The 17,302-nt window shown below is 71.9% G+C and carries 13 protein-coding genes and 1 riboswitch; of the genes, 8 read left to right on the top strand and 5 right to left on the bottom strand.

Features of this window, described 5'->3' with window-relative positions; genetic code table 11:
- The first annotated feature begins 179 nt into the window (after positions 1-179).
- From ACFWIS_RS38580 to ACFWIS_RS38560, 5 genes are all read left to right on the top strand, one after another.
- The gene (locus ACFWIS_RS38580; protein ID WP_380462907.1) at positions 180-1,196 is read left to right on the top strand and encodes an ArsR/SmtB family transcription factor; all 1,017 of its coding nucleotides are present in this window, start codon (positions 180-182) and stop codon (positions 1,194-1,196) included.
- A 111-nt stretch (positions 1,197-1,307) separates the two neighbouring features.
- Entirely contained in the window at positions 1,308-2,537 is a 1,230-nt protein-coding gene (locus ACFWIS_RS38575; RefSeq protein ID WP_380462905.1) for a hypothetical protein, read from the top strand.
- The gene (locus ACFWIS_RS38570; protein ID WP_380462903.1) at positions 2,521-3,291 is read left to right on the top strand and encodes an alpha-ketoglutarate-dependent dioxygenase AlkB; all 771 of its coding nucleotides are present in this window, start codon (positions 2,521-2,523) and stop codon (positions 3,289-3,291) included. The genes ACFWIS_RS38575 and ACFWIS_RS38570 overlap by 17 nt, the downstream gene beginning before the upstream one ends.
- Positions 3,292-3,514: 223 nt before the next feature.
- Positions 3,515-4,078 (top strand): papain-like cysteine protease family protein, encoded by a 564-nt coding sequence (locus ACFWIS_RS38565; RefSeq protein WP_380462901.1) that lies wholly within the window; start codon positions 3,515-3,517, stop codon positions 4,076-4,078.
- A gap of 106 nt (positions 4,079-4,184) precedes the next feature.
- Entirely contained in the window at positions 4,185-4,985 is an 801-nt protein-coding gene (locus tag ACFWIS_RS38560; protein WP_380462899.1) for a hypothetical protein, read from the top strand.
- Positions 4,986-5,099: 114 nt separating this feature from the next.
- Here the strand turns inward: ACFWIS_RS38560 and ACFWIS_RS38555 are convergent, their stop codons facing one another.
- Complete coding sequence (locus ACFWIS_RS38555; protein ID WP_380462897.1) at positions 5,100-6,107, bottom strand: NADP-dependent oxidoreductase; 1,008 nt, start codon at positions 6,105-6,107, stop codon at positions 5,100-5,102.
- A gap of 105 nt (positions 6,108-6,212) precedes the next feature.
- Between ACFWIS_RS38555 and ACFWIS_RS38550 the strand changes: the two genes are divergently transcribed.
- Positions 6,213-6,548, top strand: a complete 336-nt coding sequence (locus tag ACFWIS_RS38550) for a Uma2 family endonuclease (RefSeq protein ID WP_380462895.1) — start codon at positions 6,213-6,215, stop codon at positions 6,546-6,548.
- 64 nt (positions 6,549-6,612) lie between these two features.
- Here ACFWIS_RS38550 and ACFWIS_RS38545 read toward each other — a convergent pair whose 3' ends face one another.
- Complete coding sequence (locus ACFWIS_RS38545; protein WP_380462893.1) at positions 6,613-7,494, bottom strand: alpha/beta fold hydrolase; 882 nt, start codon at positions 7,492-7,494, stop codon at positions 6,613-6,615.
- Positions 7,495-7,597: 103 nt separating this feature from the next.
- Here ACFWIS_RS38545 and ACFWIS_RS38540 point away from each other — a divergent pair, with 103 nt between their 5' ends.
- The gene (locus ACFWIS_RS38540; protein ID WP_380462891.1) at positions 7,598-9,577 is read left to right on the top strand and encodes a BTAD domain-containing putative transcriptional regulator; all 1,980 of its coding nucleotides are present in this window, start codon (positions 7,598-7,600) and stop codon (positions 9,575-9,577) included.
- An 18-nt stretch (positions 9,578-9,595) separates the two neighbouring features.
- On the opposite strand, the gene ACFWIS_RS38535 is transcribed toward ACFWIS_RS38540, so the two are convergent.
- Positions 9,596-12,169 (bottom strand): collagenase, encoded by a 2,574-nt coding sequence (locus ACFWIS_RS38535; protein ID WP_380462889.1) that lies wholly within the window; start codon positions 12,167-12,169, stop codon positions 9,596-9,598.
- Positions 12,170-12,512: 343 nt separating this feature from the next.
- On the opposite strand from ACFWIS_RS38535, the gene ACFWIS_RS38530 reads away from it, so the two are divergent.
- Positions 12,513-15,065: a collagenase gene (locus ACFWIS_RS38530; protein WP_380462887.1), complete on the top strand. Its 2,553-nt coding sequence runs from the start codon at positions 12,513-12,515 to the stop codon at positions 15,063-15,065.
- Between the two features lie 174 nt (positions 15,066-15,239).
- Here the strand turns inward: ACFWIS_RS38530 and ACFWIS_RS38525 are convergent, their stop codons facing one another.
- Together ACFWIS_RS38525 and ribB are read right to left on the bottom strand one after the other, a co-directional pair.
- Positions 15,240-15,941: a hypothetical protein gene (locus ACFWIS_RS38525; protein ID WP_380455893.1), complete on the bottom strand. Its 702-nt coding sequence runs from the start codon at positions 15,939-15,941 to the stop codon at positions 15,240-15,242.
- A gap of 137 nt (positions 15,942-16,078) precedes the next feature.
- The gene (ribB, locus tag ACFWIS_RS38520; RefSeq protein ID WP_380455896.1) at positions 16,079-16,726 is read right to left on the bottom strand and encodes a 3,4-dihydroxy-2-butanone-4-phosphate synthase; all 648 of its coding nucleotides are present in this window, start codon (positions 16,724-16,726) and stop codon (positions 16,079-16,081) included.
- A gap of 248 nt (positions 16,727-16,974) precedes the next feature.
- A riboswitch (FMN riboswitch) is annotated at positions 16,975-17,105 on the bottom strand.
- Between the last annotated feature and the right edge of the window lie 197 nt (positions 17,106-17,302).

Genomic DNA, 17,302 nt, shown 5'->3' with positions numbered 1-17,302 from the left:
GGGCCGGGGCTTCCGGTCGTCCCGGCCCCGCGGTACCCGGCCCAGACAGAGGGTGGCCGCCGGGGTCGCGGCGGCGCGAGCTGTTCAGCCGGAACCGAATACTCCCGAAACCGCCCCGAAGCCGTCCGGAGCACGCCATGCTTGCCGCCGTCGGATGCCGGACCGGCCATGGGGGAGACATGCTCGAACTGCGTTTCACCGTGCCGGATGTGGCCCGCACCAGGCTCACCGTCTCGCCGCTGGACCAGATCCTCGGCGGGACCGCCGGGGTCCAATACCGGTGCGTCAGCGCCACATCGGTGCGCGACCGCTGGTGGCGCGGAGCGCGCCGGCACGTGCCGCACCGGGCCGCGCCCTTCCTGGAACTCGTCAACGCCGGTCCCGGAGTCCTCCCGGACTTCCTCGCGGTCAGCATCGACTCCTGCCACCGCCGGCTCGTCGACGAGCTGGATGTCATCCTCGCCGTCACCGAGGACAGCCTGTGCCAGGACCTCGCCCTCTACGGCAACGGGCCGGATCTGCCGGCCGTGGTCAGAGACTTGAGGGACGGCGGGCCGCGCCGGTTGCGGCAGGTCACCGACGGCATCTGGGCGCTGTTCCGGTCCTGTTTCGCATCGGACTGGCCCGACATCCAGCGCGCCCTGACGGCGGACATCGCCGGGCTCTCCCGCGCCGCGGCCGAAGTCGGCACCGGCGCCATGCTGGAGGCCGTCCACCCCGGGGCAGTCTGGCGGGCCGACGGCGTGCTGCGGATCCCCGCGCACGCGCTGCACGACCGATTCGCCCTGGACGGGCAGGGGTTGGAACTGCGCCCCAACTTCTTCCTGACCTCGGTCGCGGCGGCCCTGGACGGACGGCAACCGGCGGCGCTGCTGTACCCGGTCCGCGTTCCACCGCCCGATCCGGGCACCGTCCGGAAAGCCGACGGACTCGTCCTGCTCGTCGGGGCGACCCGTGCCCGCGCCCTGCGCTCGATCGGCCTCGGCCCCTGCACCACCACCCTGCTCGGCGAACGCATCGGCCTCAGCCCGGCCTCCGCCTCCGCCCACGCCACCGCCCTGCGCGCCGCCGGGGCGATCACCACGGAGCGCGTCGGGACCGAGGTCCGCCACGCCCTCACCCCGCTCGGGCAGGACCTCCTGCTGCACAATCCCGAGCCGGTGGTGTCGGGCCTGCGGCGGGACGGTGGCGGGTAGTCGGCAGACCCCTCGGGGCGCCGCGGCAGCGGGCGGTGAATCCCCTTTGCCCGCTGTCCGGCCCCGTGAGAGCATCGCCGGATGGCAGGTACGGGGCGGACGGACAGGTTGATGGACACGACGGAGCCGGCAGAGGCCCGCATCGACGATGCGAGCAACATCCTGGTCGCGCCTTCGGAGTTGCACGACGACGGGGTGCTCGGGGAGTTCTTCGGGGCGACCGTCACGCCGGAGCGCCTTGCTTCCGGTTCGCCCGACCTCGCGGGGAAGACCGTCTACCTGTGCGGCGACGTCTCCGGGCTCGACGTCGGTCAACTGCGGACGGCTGACAGGGTGTTCGTCGTCCGGGAGCGGTCGCATGGTCATCAGGAGGACGCGGACGCCCCGTGGACCGTGGTCGGCCTCGGCCGGGTTCCCACCAGGGTGCACGGCGTCGGCGTGTACTACCGGCGCTTCTTCGGGCTCGACGCCGATCACTTCGGACGGATCCGTGCGGAGCACGAGTTCCAGTCCCTGACGGAGTCGACCAAGCCCGGTACGGCCCATCGCAGCGGGATCTACCTGACGCCCGTCACCCGGGACGGCGACGACCTGCACTTCCGTCTGCTCCGCTGCTCCACGAACCTCTCGGGGCCGACCGAGGGCTTCGGCCCGACCGACACCCGGATCGTCGAGGCGCTGAACCGCGAGGCCGCCACCGTGTTCCGGGGCCACGCGCCGCTGAACCACGTCCTCGCGCAGATCTACCACAACACCCGTGCCACGGCCGGGCGCAAGCAGTCCAAGGCCAAGATCTCGGCCCACGCGGACAAGACCAAGGACATGCCCGGCAACGGAGTCATGGCCTTCTGCACCTTCTACGACGGGCTCGACAAGCTGCAGCCGATGGCCGACGACGCCTTCGACCACGGGGTGAAGAAGGTCAGCGGGCTGACCAGACTCCACTTCCGGCTCAAGGACCCGAGCGCCGAACTCGACGGGGTCGCGCTCCCGGCGCAGTTCACCCTGACCCTGCACCCGGGCTCCGTGTTCTTCATGCCGCTGTCCACGAACCGCCTGTACACCCACGAGATCCGGTCCTCGATGCTGGACGCCGAGTCGCTCCCGACCCGGCTGGGATACGTGGTGCGCTGTTCGAGCGCCGAGGCCGTGCACAGGGACGGCCGCACGTTCCTCAAGACGGCCGGAGGACCGGTGGAGTTGGAGCCGCCCACGCCGGCCGGCCTGGACGAGCTGCGCAGGCTGTACGCCGAGGAGAACAGGACGTCGTCCTTCATCGACTACGGCGACGGATTCCGCTTCAGCATGAACACGGGAGACTACCGTGCCCCCCGCGCCTAGGACTTCGGACGAGATCCTCCCGTACGCCCTTCCGGCCGAGGGGGACCCCTTCGCGGAGCTGTCCGCGTCGGTCGATTGGGAGGACGTGGGCAAGGGCCGGCGGGGCGCCGTGCTCACCCGGGTCGACGAGTCGGGCGGGGTGCCCCTGGTCCGTACCACCACGCGGTACGGCAGCCCGACGCAGCGTTTCCGGCCGGTGCACGAACGCCTCGCGCAACGGATCCAGGAGTGCGCGGGGATCGCGGCCGGTTTCAACAACGCGCTCATCGAGAGCTACACGAACGCCTACACGACCATGGGCGCCCACTCCGACCAGGCCATCGACCTGGCGGACGATTCGTTCATCGCCGTCTTCTCCTGCTACCGGAACCCCGAGGCGGGCCCGCCGAGGAAGCTGGTGTTCGAGCCGAAGGCAGCCGACGGCGAGAAGTTCGAGGTCCCCCTCGTCCACAACGGTGTCGTCGTGTTCTCCGTCGACGCGAACCGGCGGCTCAGGCACAAGATCGTGCTGGACGCGCCCGCCGGGGCGGCCGACAACCCATGGCTGGGTGTCACCTTCAGGACCTCGAAGACCTTCCTCCGGTTCCGCGACGGGCACGCCTACCTCCCGGAGGGTGCGCGCCTGCGGCCGGCCGACGAGGAGCAGAGCCGCGAGTTCTACCGACTGCGCCGCCGGGAGAACCAGGAGACGGACTTCGGCTACCCGCCGCTGACGTACACCGTCAGCGAGAGCGATCTGATGCCGCCCGTCTGATGCCGCCTGTCTGATCCGGCAGGCCGGACGCTCGGCTACGCGGTCGGCGAGTGGTGCTGCGGTGCTGCAATGCGCCGTCCTGCTCGGGGGGCCGCTCCGGGTGTCGGTTCACCCGTCCGGGTAACGCTCCTTCGTGTACTCTCCGTGATCGTCTGCTTTCGTGTTGTCATGGCTCCGCAAGCTCCATCGGCACACGTTCGCGTTCGCGCGGAAAGGCAGACCCATGGGCAGATCCACAATCGCGACCACGCCGGCGGCCGTCGCACTGGCGGCAGCGGCGCTGCTCGGCGCCGTACCGGGCCAGGCCCACGCCGAGGCGGGGCAGGACAACATCGCCATGCTGAAGCAGGAGAAGACCCAGTGGTGCTGGGTCGCCTCCGGGCTGACGATCGCCAAGTTCCAGGGCTACGGCAGTACCCAGACGGATTTCTGCACCCGCGCCCAGCCCTACTACGGCTGCAACAACCAGCCGGCCACCCTCGACGACATGGCCAGGGGCTGGAACAGCCTCGGCATGACCCACCTCGGCTCGGGCCTGAACAGCGCGGCCACGTTCAACCAGGTCTACACCGACGTCAAGGCGGCCCGGCCGGTCGCCGCCCGCATCGGGTGGACGTCCGGCGGTGGCCACATGAACGTCGTCTACGGCTTCGACACGTCGAACAACACCATCGCCGTCGCCGACCCGTGGCCGGACACCGCCACCTACACGTGGTGGAACTACCAGGACTACGTCAGCAACAGCTCGTTCAAGTGGACCCACTCCCGGATCGGCATCTCCAGGTAAGGCAGGCGACATGCGCGACACCAGATCATCCAGTGTGCGGGCGGCCTCCAGGCCCTCCCACCCTTTCCGTCCCTCCCGTTCGTTCCGTCCGGCCGCCGTCCTGGCGGTGGGCGCCGCCGTACTGCTGGCCCTCGCTGGCCCCGCCCACGCGGCTCCGGCCAAGGACCCGGTGCCGGCGGACATCCCGGACTACCAGGCCGCCCTCGACCTGGTGCGGTCGGCCGACGTCCACGACGCCGTCTGCCGCTTCCTCAGCGTGCCGCTGCCGCAGGGCGACGCCGCCGGAGCGGCACAGCGGATCCCCGACAACGCCGCGCCGTGCGAGGGAATGCCGGCGTTCACCGTGAAGGACCCGCTGGCCCTGAACGAGATCACCCCCGGGTTCGTCGCGGGGACGGCGCTGCCGATCCCGACCGAGGCGATCCGGCTGAGCCATCTGGTATCGGCGTTGAACGCCCCGGTCAACGGTCGCAACGCCACCGTCCTGCTCGCCCCCACCGAGGGTGGCGGCTGGCACCTGGCCGGTGTGCGCGACGGCGATGGCGACGCCGTGTACGCGGGCAAGGCCACGGTGGGGAGCCTGGTGTTCACCGAGCCGCAGATCCGCGGCTGGTACCAACTCACCGTCAGCACCGTGAAGCCGCTCAACGACCAGGCACGGCAAGGGCTGAACGGCCAGGACTCGGCCTCGCTGAGCGCCTACCAGAAGCTGGTCAAGGCCCGCTACGCCGACAAGCTGCCCGGCTCGGAGTACGCCGCCGCCGGGATGTCCAGCGGTTACGGCGCCGCGCGGACGATGGAGCCGGCCTCGTCCTCGACGCCGATGCTGGTCGGCGGCTCGACCGCGGCCCTGGCGCTCGCGGGCGGTGTCCTGGCGCTCCGCCGCCGTCGGCGGACCACCGGCTGATCCCGGACGGTCCGTCCCGTCGGGCCCGCAGGGGGCGCCCCCTGCGGGCCCGGTCGGCGTGCGGCCCGGGCGCTGCTCTCGGAGCTCTGACCCCGACGGGCCCGGGGGAGCGCCTCACACCAGGCGCAGCACCAGCTTGCCGGTGTTCTCGCCGCGGAACAGCATCCCGAGGGTCTCCGGGAAGTCCGCCACGCCGCCCTCCACCAGGTGCTCCTTGACCTTGATCCGGCCCTCGCCGATCCAGCCCGCGAGCTCGGCCGCCGCCTGCGCGTACCGGCGGGCGTAGTCGAAGACCACGAAGCCCTCCATCCGGGCCCGACGCACCAGCAGGGACAGGTAGTTGGACGGGCCCTGGACGGAGTCCTCGTTGTTGTACTGGCTGATCGCGCCGCACACCACCACCCGGGCGTGCATCGCCAGCCGGGTCAGCGCGGCGTCCAGGATCGGGCCGCCGACGTTGTCGAAGTAGACGTCGATGCCGTCCGGGGCGTGGGTGCGCAGCGCCTTGCGGACGTCCTCGGCGCGGTAGTCGATCGCCGCGTCGAAGCCGAGCTCGTCCGTCAGCAGCGCGCACTTCTCCGGCCCGCCCGCGATCCCGACTACCCGGCAGCCCTTCACCTTGGCGATCTGCCCGACCATCGTGCCGACCGCCCCGGCGGCGCCGGAGACCACCACGGTCTCGCCCTCCTTGAGCGCGCCGACCTCCAGCAGGCCGAAGTAGGCCGTCATCCCGGACATCCCGAGCGCCCCGAGGTAGGTGGACAGCGGGGCCAGCGCGGGATCGACCTTGAGCGCGCCCTTGCCGTCCGACACCGCGTAGTCCTGCACCCCGAAGGCGCCCACCACGTGGTCGCCGACCTGGAAGCCCGGGTGGTTCGACGCGACCACCTCGACCACCGACCCGGCCCGCATCACCTCGCCCAGCCCCACCGGCGGCAGGTACGACGGCCGGTCGTCCAGCCACCCGCGCATCGCCGGGTCCAGCGACACGTACCGCGTCCGCCCCAGGAACTCCCCGTCCCCGGGCACCCCCACGGCCTCCTCCCCGTACGCCCAGTCCTCCGGCCGGACCTCACCGACCGGACGACGGGCAAGGCGGATCTGGCGGTTGACGGCGGTCATGGGCAACTCCCGGGGGCGTACTCGCACGGAAAACGGACAGGTGCCCGAGTCTAAGCAAGCGCTTAATCAGCTGGCTAGAGATCGCCCGAAATCGGTTCACCCGCAGTGGTGACGGGCCGGGGCGAGAGTAGGGGCATCGGTGGTGTCCGCGCTGGGCGGCCCCGAGCGACCTCCTACCTGCCCGATATGGCCGTCCTGCCGGAGGAGCTCCTCGAAGCGGAGGGAGCGCTGTCGCCGGACCGGACGCTCCTGGTGGTCGAGGTGACCTCGCCGTCGAACGCCGACGCCGACCGAACCGTGAAGCGCCGCCGGTACGCGCAGTTCGGTGCGCCGCCCTGTCTGCTGGTGGACCGCGTGGAGCGGACCTGCACGCGGTTCTCCCAGCCGGGTGAGCCCGGGTGCGCCCGGGTCCAGGGGCCGCATCCGTTCGGAGTGGCATGACGGATCCCCGAGCCCTTCGAGGTGGACCTCGACACCAGCAGGTTCTGAGCCCCGAGGGCGTCGGCTACCGGGCCAGCAGGCCGCGGAGGGCGGCGGTGACCAGGGCCGGGGCCTCCTCAGCCATGAAGTGGCCGCAGGTGACGGTCCGGTGGTCCAGATCGGGGGCCCAGGGGCGCCAGCGGGCGGCGGCGTCGAAGCCGAGGGCGGCGCCCCAGTCCTGCTGGAGGACGGTGACGGGCATGGCGAGCCGGTGCCCGGCCGCGCGGTCGGCGGTGTCGTGGTCGACGTCGACGCCGGCCGAGGCGCGGTAGTCGGCGACGATGGACGGGACGGCCGCGCGGCAGGCGGCCAGGTAGGCGGCGCGGACGTCGGCGGGGATCGCGGCGGCGTCGCGGGACCACAGGTCGAGGAAGTGGCCGAAGAACGCGTCCGCCGAGGCGGCGATCATCCGCTCCGGCAGGCCCGGCGGCTGGGCCATCAGGTAGAGGTGGAAACCGACGGCCGCCGTGGTGCCGTGCATCACCTCCCACATGTCGAGGGTCGGCAGGACGTCCAGCGCGGCCAGGTGGGTGACCTGGTCGGGGTGGTCCATGGCGGCGCGGAAGGCGACCAGCGCGCCCCGGTCGTGCCCGGCCACGGCGAAGCGCCGGTGGCCGAGCGCGGCGGCCAGGGCGACGATGTCGGCGGCCATGGTGCGCTTGGCGTAGGCGAGGCCGTCGGGGGTCTCGGCGGGCTTGTCGCTGGCGCCGTAGCCGCGCAGGTCGGGGCAGATCACGGTGTGGTCGGCGGCGAGGTCGGCGGCCACGGCCCGCCACATCAGGTGGGTCTGCGGGAAGCCGTGCAGCAGCACGACCGGGCTGCCCTGGCCGCCGATCGCGGTGTGCAGGGAGACCCCGTCGGCAACGGGCACGCGGTGGTGGTGGAAGCCGGGGATGGTGACGGTCATGGCGAAGCCTCTCGTTCGGGGGCGGACGGTACGAGCCTGCCGGGCCCGGATCAGCATTCGATCAGCGCGGTAGCCTGACCTGCGGGAACGGCGGGAGGACGGAATGGCGCAGGTCACCTTCGGGGTGCTCGGTCCGCTGACGGCGGAGCGGGACGGCACCGCCCTCGGGCTCAGGGGGCCCCGGCACCGGGCGGTGCTGGCCCGGCTGATCGTGGCCCGCCGCCGGGTCGTGCCCGTCACCCGACTGGTCGACGACCTGTGGGCCGACCCGCCGCCCGCCGCCCTCGGCGCCCTGCGCACCTTCGTCGCCGACCTTCGCCGGGTGCTCGAACCCGACCGGCCGCCCCGGGCACCCGCCCGGATGCTCGCCACCGAGGGCCCCGGGTACGTGCTGCGCGCCGAACCGCAGGCGGTGGACGCCTGGCGCTTCGAGGCGGCCGTCACCGGGACGGCCGTCACCGGCGCGGACTCCGGCCCGTCCGCCGAGCGCGCCCTGGCCGTGTTGGACGAGGCCCTGGCGCTGTGGCGCGGCCCCGCCCACGCCGACCACCCGGACGAGGACTGGAGCCGCGCCGAACGGACCCGGCTCACCGAACTGCGGCTGCGTGCCGTCGAACAGCGCGCCGGCGCCCTGCTCGCGCTCGGCCGGTCCGCCCAGGCCGTCCCGGACCTGCGCGCCCACCTCGCCGACCACCCCTGGCGCGAGGAGGCCTGGCGGCTGCTGGCCCTCGCCCAGTACCGGAGCGGCCGTCAGGGCGAGGCGCTGGCCGCCCTGCGCGAGGCCCGGACGGTGCTCGCGGACGGCCTCGGACTGGACCCGGGGCCCGCGCTGCGCCGCCTGGAGGCGGACATCCTGGCCCAGGACCGGGGGCTCGACCCGGCGGCCGACACCTCGGCGGCCCGGCTGTGGCACGACGCGGCGACGGCCTACGACCGGACGGTGGCGCTCGGCGCGCGGGCGCGGCTGGAGAGCACGGTCGGCCTGATGCGCGGCCTCGCGGTGAGCGGCGGCGAGGGCCTGCACGCGGCCCGCGAGCAGCGGATGGCGGTGATCGCGGGCGCGGAGGAGTACGGCGACCCGGAGCTGACCGCCCGGGTCATCGGCGCGTACGACGTCCCGGCGATCTGGACCCGCAGCGACGACCCGGACCTCGCCGCCCGGGTGGTCGCGGCCGCCGAGCGCACCCTGGCCGCCCTGCCCGCCGGTGACGGCGTCTCCCGCTGCCGGCTGCTCGCCACCGTCGCCCTGGAGTCACGCGGCAGCCGCGAACCACGGCCCGCGCGGGCCGCGCGCGAGGCGGAGGCGATCGCCCGCCGGCTGCACGACCCGGCGCTGCTCGCCTTCGCCCTGAACGGACGGTTCATGCAGTCCTGCACCCGGGCCGGGATGGCGGCCGAACGCGACGCCGTCGGTGCCGAGCTGGTGGAGCTGTCGGCCCGGCACGGGCTGACCGTCCACGAGGTGCTCGGGCGGCTGATCCGCCTCCAGTCCGCCTGTACCCGCGGGGACTTCGCTGCGGCCGACCAACACGCCGACGCTGCATCGGAATTGTCGAACCGTCATGAACTGCCGCTGGTAAGGGTGTTCACCGACTGGTACCGGGCGCTGCGCTCGGCCGCCCACGGACGCGCCGCCGAGGCGGAGGCGGCCTACCGCGCGGCGGCCGCGGACCTGCACGGCGCGGGCATGCCGGGGCTGGCGGCGGGCCTGCTGCCGCTCGCGCTGCTGGCCCTGCGGATCGCGGCCGGGGAGAGCCGTCCCGAGGTGGACCTGAGTCTGGACTGGGGCCCGCACCGGCCCTGGGCCGAGCCCTTCGCCCTGCTGGCCGCCGGTGACCGCGCCGCGGCCCGGGCGGCGCTGGGGGCGCTGCCGCCGTCGCCCGCCGACCTGCTGTACGAGGCCCGCTACGCCTTGGAGGCCGTGCTGGCCGTGGAGTCGGGCGACCGCGCGGCGATGGCACGGGCCCGGGACGCACTGCTGCCCGCCGCCGGCGAACTCGCCGGGGCGGGCAGCGGTCTGCTCACACTGGGGCCGGTCGACGGCCATCTCGCCGCCCTGTCGAAGGGGTTGAGCGAGGCGTGAGCCGGTGGTCCCGACCGGTCAGTACTGGGCGCTGACCGTCACACCGCTGAAGTCGGTGTCGGCGTGCAGACTGACGTACCGGTAGCCGGCCGTCGGGTTGGTGACGGTGAGGGTCTGCGCGGTGCCCGGCTTGGTGGAGGAGGCCGTGAAGGCGCTGGGGGAGGCCCAGGTGTCGGCGTTGTAGTAGAGCGAGGCGTTGCCGGTGCCGCCCGAGCTGGAGACCTTCAGGGTGGTGGTGCCGGCCGGCAGGTAGAGGTAGAAGTAGTCGAGGCTGCCGGCGGTGCGGGCCTGGTTCGGCCGGGAGCAGTTCTGGCCGAGCGCGTCGGTGCGCGGGTCGGTGCAGGTCGGCAGGGTGGTGCTGCCACCGCCGGCGGTGACGGTGACCGAGGTCGGGGTGGCGGCGGTCCGGCCGGCGCTGTCGGTCACGGTCAGGGCGACGGTGTAGGTGCCGGCGGCGGCGTAGGTGTGGACCGGGTTGCGCTGGTCGGAGCTGCTGCCGTCACCGAAGGTCCAGTGCCAGGAGGTCAGCGACGCCTGGGAGTTGGTCTCGACGGACTTGTCGGTGAGGGTGACGGTGGCGCCGTCGACGGCCTGGCCGAAGAGCGCGGTGGGGCCGTCGGCGTAGCAGGCACCGGCGGCGCAGGCGTTCAGCCAGGTGTCGAAGTCGGCGTCGTAGGAGGTGCCGAGGCCGTTGTAGACCGCGTAGCCGCCCTGGTAGTCACCGGTGCGGAAGTGGCCGAGCATGTTCTGGACGTCGGCCGGGTGCTTCTCCAGCATGTAGCGGACGGCGAGGTAGCCCCACGGGTAGGTGCGCACCGTGTCCGAGTTGTCGTAGGTGTTCTGGAAGACGGTGCTCAGCTTGTACCGGTGGGTGGCGGCCTCGGCCATCGCCTGGGTGTCGGTGGTGCCGCGGTAGCTGTAGGACTCGTACTCGGCGACGCCCTCGATCCACCAGATGTCGGGGACGGAGATCTCGGTGCCGAAGTTGCCCTTCATGTCGTAGATGTTGTCGAGGTAGTGGGTGTACTCGTGGTTGAGGTTCCACACGTTGGCGGGGAAGCCGTCGTCGTAGGACTTCCGGTACATCACCGACACCGGCTTGTTGTTCGGGTCGGTGACGTCCATGACGGTCTGGCCGCCGTTGTTGGTGGAGTTGTTGTAGATGGCCCAGGAGTAGGTGAGGTAGTCGGCCTGGCTCTTGAAGACGGCGAGGGTGATGGTCTTGCCGTACTGGCCGGGGATCGGGCCGTTGTCCTTGACCATGGAGTGGAAGAAGGTGTCCTCGCCGCGCAGGCTCGCGCAGACGGTGGCCAGCTCCGCGGGGGTGAGGTTCTCGGTGCGTATGGTGCGGTTGTCGCACTCCAGGGTGTTGGGCAGGACGGCGGCGGTGAGCTTGCCGGGCAGGTCGCAGGTGCCGTAGTAGGAGCACTGCGAGCCGTCGTACTGGTTGGCGTTGTACGCGGTGTAGACGTACAGCGGGCCGGTGCTGCCGACGACCGGGGTGCCGTCGAGGACCTGCTTGACCAGCGGGCGGGTGAAGGCCGTGACGGAGCCGCCGTCGCCGGTGGTGCGGGCGAGGTCGTTGCCGGCGTTGACGTCGAGGAACTGGTTGGCGGTGCCGAGCAGGTCCTTGTGCTTCTGCGCGAAGTTCGCCAGGGCGGTGATCACGCCGTGGTCGGCGCTGATCGCGCTGACGTAGTCCGGGTTCCAGTTGGCCCGCCACAGCGGCGCGTACAGCACGGCGTTGACGGCCTTCACCATCTTGGGGAAGGCGTTGTAGCCGTTGTCGTAGCCGTTCAGGACCTGCTGGTAGACGTTCAGGTAGTGGCCCTGGATGTCGGCGCTGTCGGTGAGGATCAGCACCTCGTTGAGCACGGTGCCGTTGGCGTCGCTGACGTCCTTCCAGTGCGCGCCGGCGAAGAAGGCGTCGAGGCCGGCCTGGACGGCGCCGGTGAGCGAGGCGTCGTAGGGGCCGACGGTGCCCGCGTTGTTGGACTGGACGTAGTAGCCGGCCCGCAGGAAGAGCACCAGCTGCAGGAGGTTGGCGGAGTTGTCGCCGGTGTAGCTCCCGGCCTGGGCCTTGAAGGCGTTGGCGACGGCGAGCATCTGGGACTGCTTGAAGACGGCGGTCGCATCGCTGCCGGTGACGTTGAACAGGGTGTTGACGCAGTCCGTGGTCGCGCCCTGGACGAAGGAGACCAGATCGGCGCCGCTGCGGGAGCCGAAGTCGGCGGGCGTGCAGCCGGCCGCGGCCGGTGCGGCCTGGGCGGTCAGCGTGTGCTTGGCCGCCGCCGGGGCGGTCGGGTGCCGACCGGTCTGGACGGCCGTGCCGGTGGGCTGCAGCGCCTGGCCGAGCTGCTCCGGCGGCAGCGGCGCGGCGGTGCGGCCCAGCTCCTCGGAGACGGGGGCCGCGACCTCGGCGCCGAACGGCTTGGGCGCGGCGGGGGCTGCGGGCGCTTCGGCCGTGGCGGTCCGCGCCGTCGGCGCTGCGGCGGCGGTCGTGGACGCGGCGAGGGCGGGGGTGGGGAGCAGGGTGGCGGGGCCGGCGAGGGCGGCGGCCACCAGGAGCGGAAGGGATTGGCGCAGGCGCACTGCGGTGTCCTTGTCCTGAGGTGGGGGAGGTGACGCGGCGTCGGCCACGAGGCGGAGGGGGAAGTTGACGTGTGACCTGTCACCGGAATCAGGCTCAGAACAATGTCACAGGTTATATGTCATCGCAAGGGTGTGCGCAGGGGTGCGTGGAGGGGCGGACGGAGGCGGACGGACGGCCGTCGGTAGCCCTGCCGTGTTCGTGTCCGAAGGGCAGATGCACGAACCAAAGTGACATGTCACACCCTATTGATTGTGACGGGTCGTCCGTGGCACGGTGCCAGGCGAAGCCTCCGCGGCAAACGCGTCGGAGGCTCACCCCCACGCCCCCCAGCAAGGAGTGACGATGCGTCACCTATTCCGGCTACCCCGGGCACTGGCCGTGCTCGCCGCCGCCAGCACCGCCATCACCGGCCTCGCCGCCGCCCCGAGCTTCGCCGCCCCCACGGCGCAGGCCGGCCAGCAGGTGAGCCGGGCCCCGCAAGCCGCGCATCCCCAGGGCATAGCCCCCACCGGCGCCGCCTTCGGCCTCGACACCCACGCCGTGACCCAGGCGGGCCGCCTCGCACCTGCGCAACTCCCGCCCCGCTCACCGCAGTCGGCCGCCCCGCAGGCCCCGACGCCCAAGCTCGCCAAGGCTCCGGCCAAGGGGGCCGCCGTCGCCGGCGGGCACGTGGCCGGTGCGGCCCAGACCTCCTGCACCCCGGCCGACTTCAGCGGCCGCAGCGGCGCCGACCTGGTGAGCTACCTCCAGGGCGTGCCCGTCGACTGCGTCAGCTCGCTGTTCCGGATCACCGGCGGCGACGCCCACGGGGTGTTCCAGCAGAGCCAGATGCTCGCCGTCGCCAACGGCCTGAAGGGCGCCGCCGCCTCGTACACCGGCGACAACTCCACCGGGATCTACCAGCTGGTCTACTTCCTCCAGGCCGGCTACTTCGTGCAGTACTACCACCCGGCCGACGTCGGCACCTACGACGCGACGCTCACCGCCGCGGTGCAGTCCGCGCTCGACGCCCTGGTGGCAAGCCCGCACTTCCTGGACGTCAACGACGGCAACGGCCAGGTCGCCGGCCAGGCGATGATCCTCTCCGACAGCGCCAACCTCCAGGCCCACTACCTGGGCACCTACCAGCGGGTGCTGAACGCGTACAACAGCTCGTGGGACGCGTCCTGGTACATGGTGAACTTCGCGAACAGCGTGTACACCCCGATCTTCCGCGGCCACCAGAACGCCGACTACGTCGCGGCCGTCACCGCCGACCCGAGCATCATCAACACCCTCGACAGCTTCGCGCTGAACCACAAGGGCATGCTCGGCGGCACCAACTCCTTCCTCGACTCCAACGCCGGCCTGGAGACGGCCCGGTTCATCGAGCACCCGGCGCTGGCCGACACCGTCCGGCCGCTGATCAAGGGCCTGATGGACGCCTCCTCGATCACCGGCCCCACCGCGCCGCTCTGGGTCGGCGTGGCCGGCATGGCCGCCTTCTACGACAAGGCGAACTGCTCGTACTACGGCGTCTGCAACCTGCCGGACCAGCTCAAGGCCGCCGCCCTGCCGGTCAGCCACACCTGCGACTCCAGCCACAGCATCCTGGCCCAGAGCCTCACCGCCGCCGACCTCGCCGCCGTCTGCGCCAGCCTCCAGAACCAGGACCCGTTCTTCCACAACCTGGTCAAGGACAGCGGCCCGATCGCCGGTCAGTACGAGAACTCGCTGCAGATGGTGGTGTTCGCCTCCCCGCAGGACTACCAGACCTACGCGGGCGCCATCTACGGCGTCAGCACCAACAACGGCGGCATCACCCTGATCGGCGACCCGGCCACCCCCGGCAACCAGCCGCTGTCGCTGACGTACCAGAACGGCAACGACGGCTTCACCGCGGGCATCTGGAACCTCAACCACGAGTACACCCACGCCCTCGACGGCCGCCTCGACATGAAGGGCGACTTCACCCAGCAGATCTCCGTCCCGGACGTCTGGTGGATCGAGGGCGTCGCCGAGTACGTCTCCTACAGCTACCGCAACATCACCGACACCGGCGCGATCGCCGAGGCGCCCAAGCACACCTACGCGCTCAGCACGCTGTTCCAGAACACCTACGACAACAGCGACACCACCCGCACCTACCCGTGGGGCTACCTGGCCGTCCGCTTCATGGCCGAGAAGCACCCGGACGTCATCCAGAACATGCTGGGCCACTTCCGCACCGGCGACTACACCGGTGGCTACGCGACCTACAACTCGATCGGCACCGCGTACGACGCCGAGTTCAACACCTGGCTGGACGCCTGCGCCGCCGGCGCCTGCGTGGTGGGCGGTACCCCGACCGCCGCCTTCACCGCCGCCCCGTCCGGCCTGAACGTCCAGTTCACCGACCAGTCGACCGAGTCCGGCGGCTCCATCGCCTCCTGGGCCTGGAACTTCGGTGACGGCGCCACCTCCACCAGCCAGAGCCCCGCGCACAGCTACACCGCGGCCGGCAGCTACACCGTCAGCCTCACGGTGACCGACGGCAACGGCAAGACCAACACCATCAGCCAGTCCGTCACGGTCGGCAGCCTCACCGGCTGCACCGCCGCCGACGCCCGCGTGCTGGACAAGAACTGCTCCCGCACCGGCCAGTCCGCGACCGCCGGCAACCTGGACTACTACTACATCTACCTGCCGGCCGGCACCACCACCCTCAAGGTCTCCAGCTCCGGCGGCACCGGTACCGCCTACCTGCTCTACAACCCCGACACCTGGGCCACCCCGAGCGCCTACACCACCGGCTCCACCACCAACGGCACCACCAGCCAGAGCCTGACCGTCACCAACACCACGGCCGGCTACCGCTACATCAGCCTCTACGCCCAGACCGACTTCAGCGGCGTCACCATCACCACCCAGTACTGATCCCGACCCGCACGACGGCGGCGGCCCGGAGCACCGGCTCCGGGCCGCCGCCCGTTCGCCGTTCACCGTCCATCGGGATCCGGGATCCGGGATCCGGGGTAGGGTCCGGCGGGAGGTACGGGATGAGTTTCCGACTGGCTCGCGGGCCGTCAGCCGGCCCGCGAGCACGTCAGGTCAGTCGGCGATGTCCAGTTCCGGATAGTAGCCGCGTTGGTACGGCGACAGACCGAAGACGCTCAGCTCGCCCCCGCCCCGGCAGATGGCGCAGACCTTCGTCGTGCGGCACTCCCGGCACCGGCCCTTTCGCCCGGTCCGGTCGAGCACCCAGCCGCGGCCACCGCAGCCGGGGCACCAGCCGAGGCCGTCGCACTCGTAGCAGAGGACGTAGCCAGGTGTGAGGGTCTCCGGCGTCCGCACCAGTTCCTGCTCCGGTTCCTGCTCCGGCTCCGGCTGCCGGACCGGTGGCGGGGCGGACAGGTCCAGTGCCGGCGTCCGCGCGCGGAACACCACGGCGGGTGTGTCGTCGCTGGTCAGGATGAGGATCTCGTTGCCGTCCCGGTGAGCGACGAGCACCGTCCAGAGTCTCCCGTCGTCATCCTCCTGTGACGCCGTGACGTCCCAACCGGCGGCGCGGAGGAGGTGGGTCGCACGGGAGGCCGTCTCGGCGGCGGTGGAGGTCTTCGGACGATTGCCCTGGTACCACGTCGCGTAGCGGTGGAGCGGCGGCTCGTGCCGGCCGGCGACCTCCGGCTCGTCGAGGGACAGCCGGCGGAGGTGCACGCGAATGGTCAAATGCGTGAGCAGCGTGACCAGTTGCTCGCGCAGCGAGTGCCTCAACCGGTCCAGTTCGGCACGCGCTTCCGATGTCTCATCCATGTCAGCCCCCTGGTGCCGGAACGTACCACAGGGCCGACTCCCGCGGCCGTGGCCGGTCTCACGGCCGTCGGCCTGGTGGTCGGGCCGCGGCGCCGTGGCCCGACCACCCTGGAAAGGGGGCACTGCTACCCGCTGCGTCAGGCGGTGGGCTCGGTGGCCTGCCGGTAGGCCCGCAGGTCGCCCACCGAGATCAGCACCAGTCCGTCGCGTTCGGCGAGGGCCCGCAGGTCACCGAGGCGGGCCATGCTCCAGTCCGGCCGGACGACCTCGCACATGGAGGTCACTCCGGACAGTCCGGCCAGGCGGGACAGGTCCACCGCGGCTTCGGTGTGTCCGTCCCGCTCCAGCACGCCGCCACGGGCCGCCCGCACCGGGAAGACGTGGCCGGGGCGTCCGAGGTCGTCCGGCCCGGTGGTCGGGTCGGCCAACGCCCGGGTGGTGCGGGCCCGCTCGTCGACCGGGATGCCGGTGGTGCCGCCGGCGATCAGGTCCACCGAGACGGTGAAGGCCGTGCCGTGCAGACCGGAGTTGTCGGCCGTCATCTGCGGCAGACCGAGTTCCTCGCATCGCTCGTACGGCAGTGCCGCGCAGACCACGCCGGAGGAGTGGTCCAGCATGTACCGCATCGCGGCCTCGTCGGTGTACTCGGCCGCCACCATGAGGTCGCCCTCGTTCTCGCGGGACTCGTCATCGAAGACGATCACGAAGGCGCCGCGGCGAAAGGCCTCGATCGCCTGTTCCACGTGGTGCAGGCGGTCGGTGGGGGTCGGAAACGTGGTTGCCATCTGCTCTCTCCTGGTCGGGAACCCCGGACCGATGGGTCCGTGGGGTTCGCTGATCTGCGAGAGAACGCGGCCATCCGGAAGGACGCGTGACGACGCACGCGGCCTTCCGCAATGGACGGCGCCCGGTGCGCGGGAGGATGACGAGTTGGCGGCCCGCCCCCGTGCACAGACGCCGTTCCGGGGAAAGCGAGCACCAAGCCGCGCAGCGGGCACGGGAGTTGACCCCCGCCCGGGCGGACGATGTGTCGCCGCGCACTACCTTTCATCCGGACTTTCACCGTCGGTCCTGGAGTTTCACCAGGTCAACCAGCCGATGGCTTCGGCTGGGTCGCGGACTTTCACCGCCGGTTCGGAATTGCACCGACCCCGGAGCGCGCGAACACTCGGGAGGATCATGACACATCCTCCGCGGTCCGTGGAGGTGGTTCATGACACATCGAAGGGGATCGGGCCGTCGCCGCGGCGGCCGAGCGGGGGGGGCGCCCCCGGGGGGGGGGGCCCCGCCGCCGCGGGGGCGCCCCGGGGGGGGGGTGGGTGGTAAGCCCCCCGGCCGGTGGTCCCTGTTTGTGGAGGGGT

The sequence above is a fragment of the Kitasatospora sp. NPDC127060 genome (assembly GCF_042724935.1).
In the GTDB taxonomy this organism is placed as follows: Bacteria; Actinomycetota; Actinomycetes; order Streptomycetales; family Streptomycetaceae; genus Kitasatospora.
The sequence above is the reverse complement of the archived record's forward strand: the minus strand, read 5'-3'. Positions and strand labels throughout refer to the sequence as shown.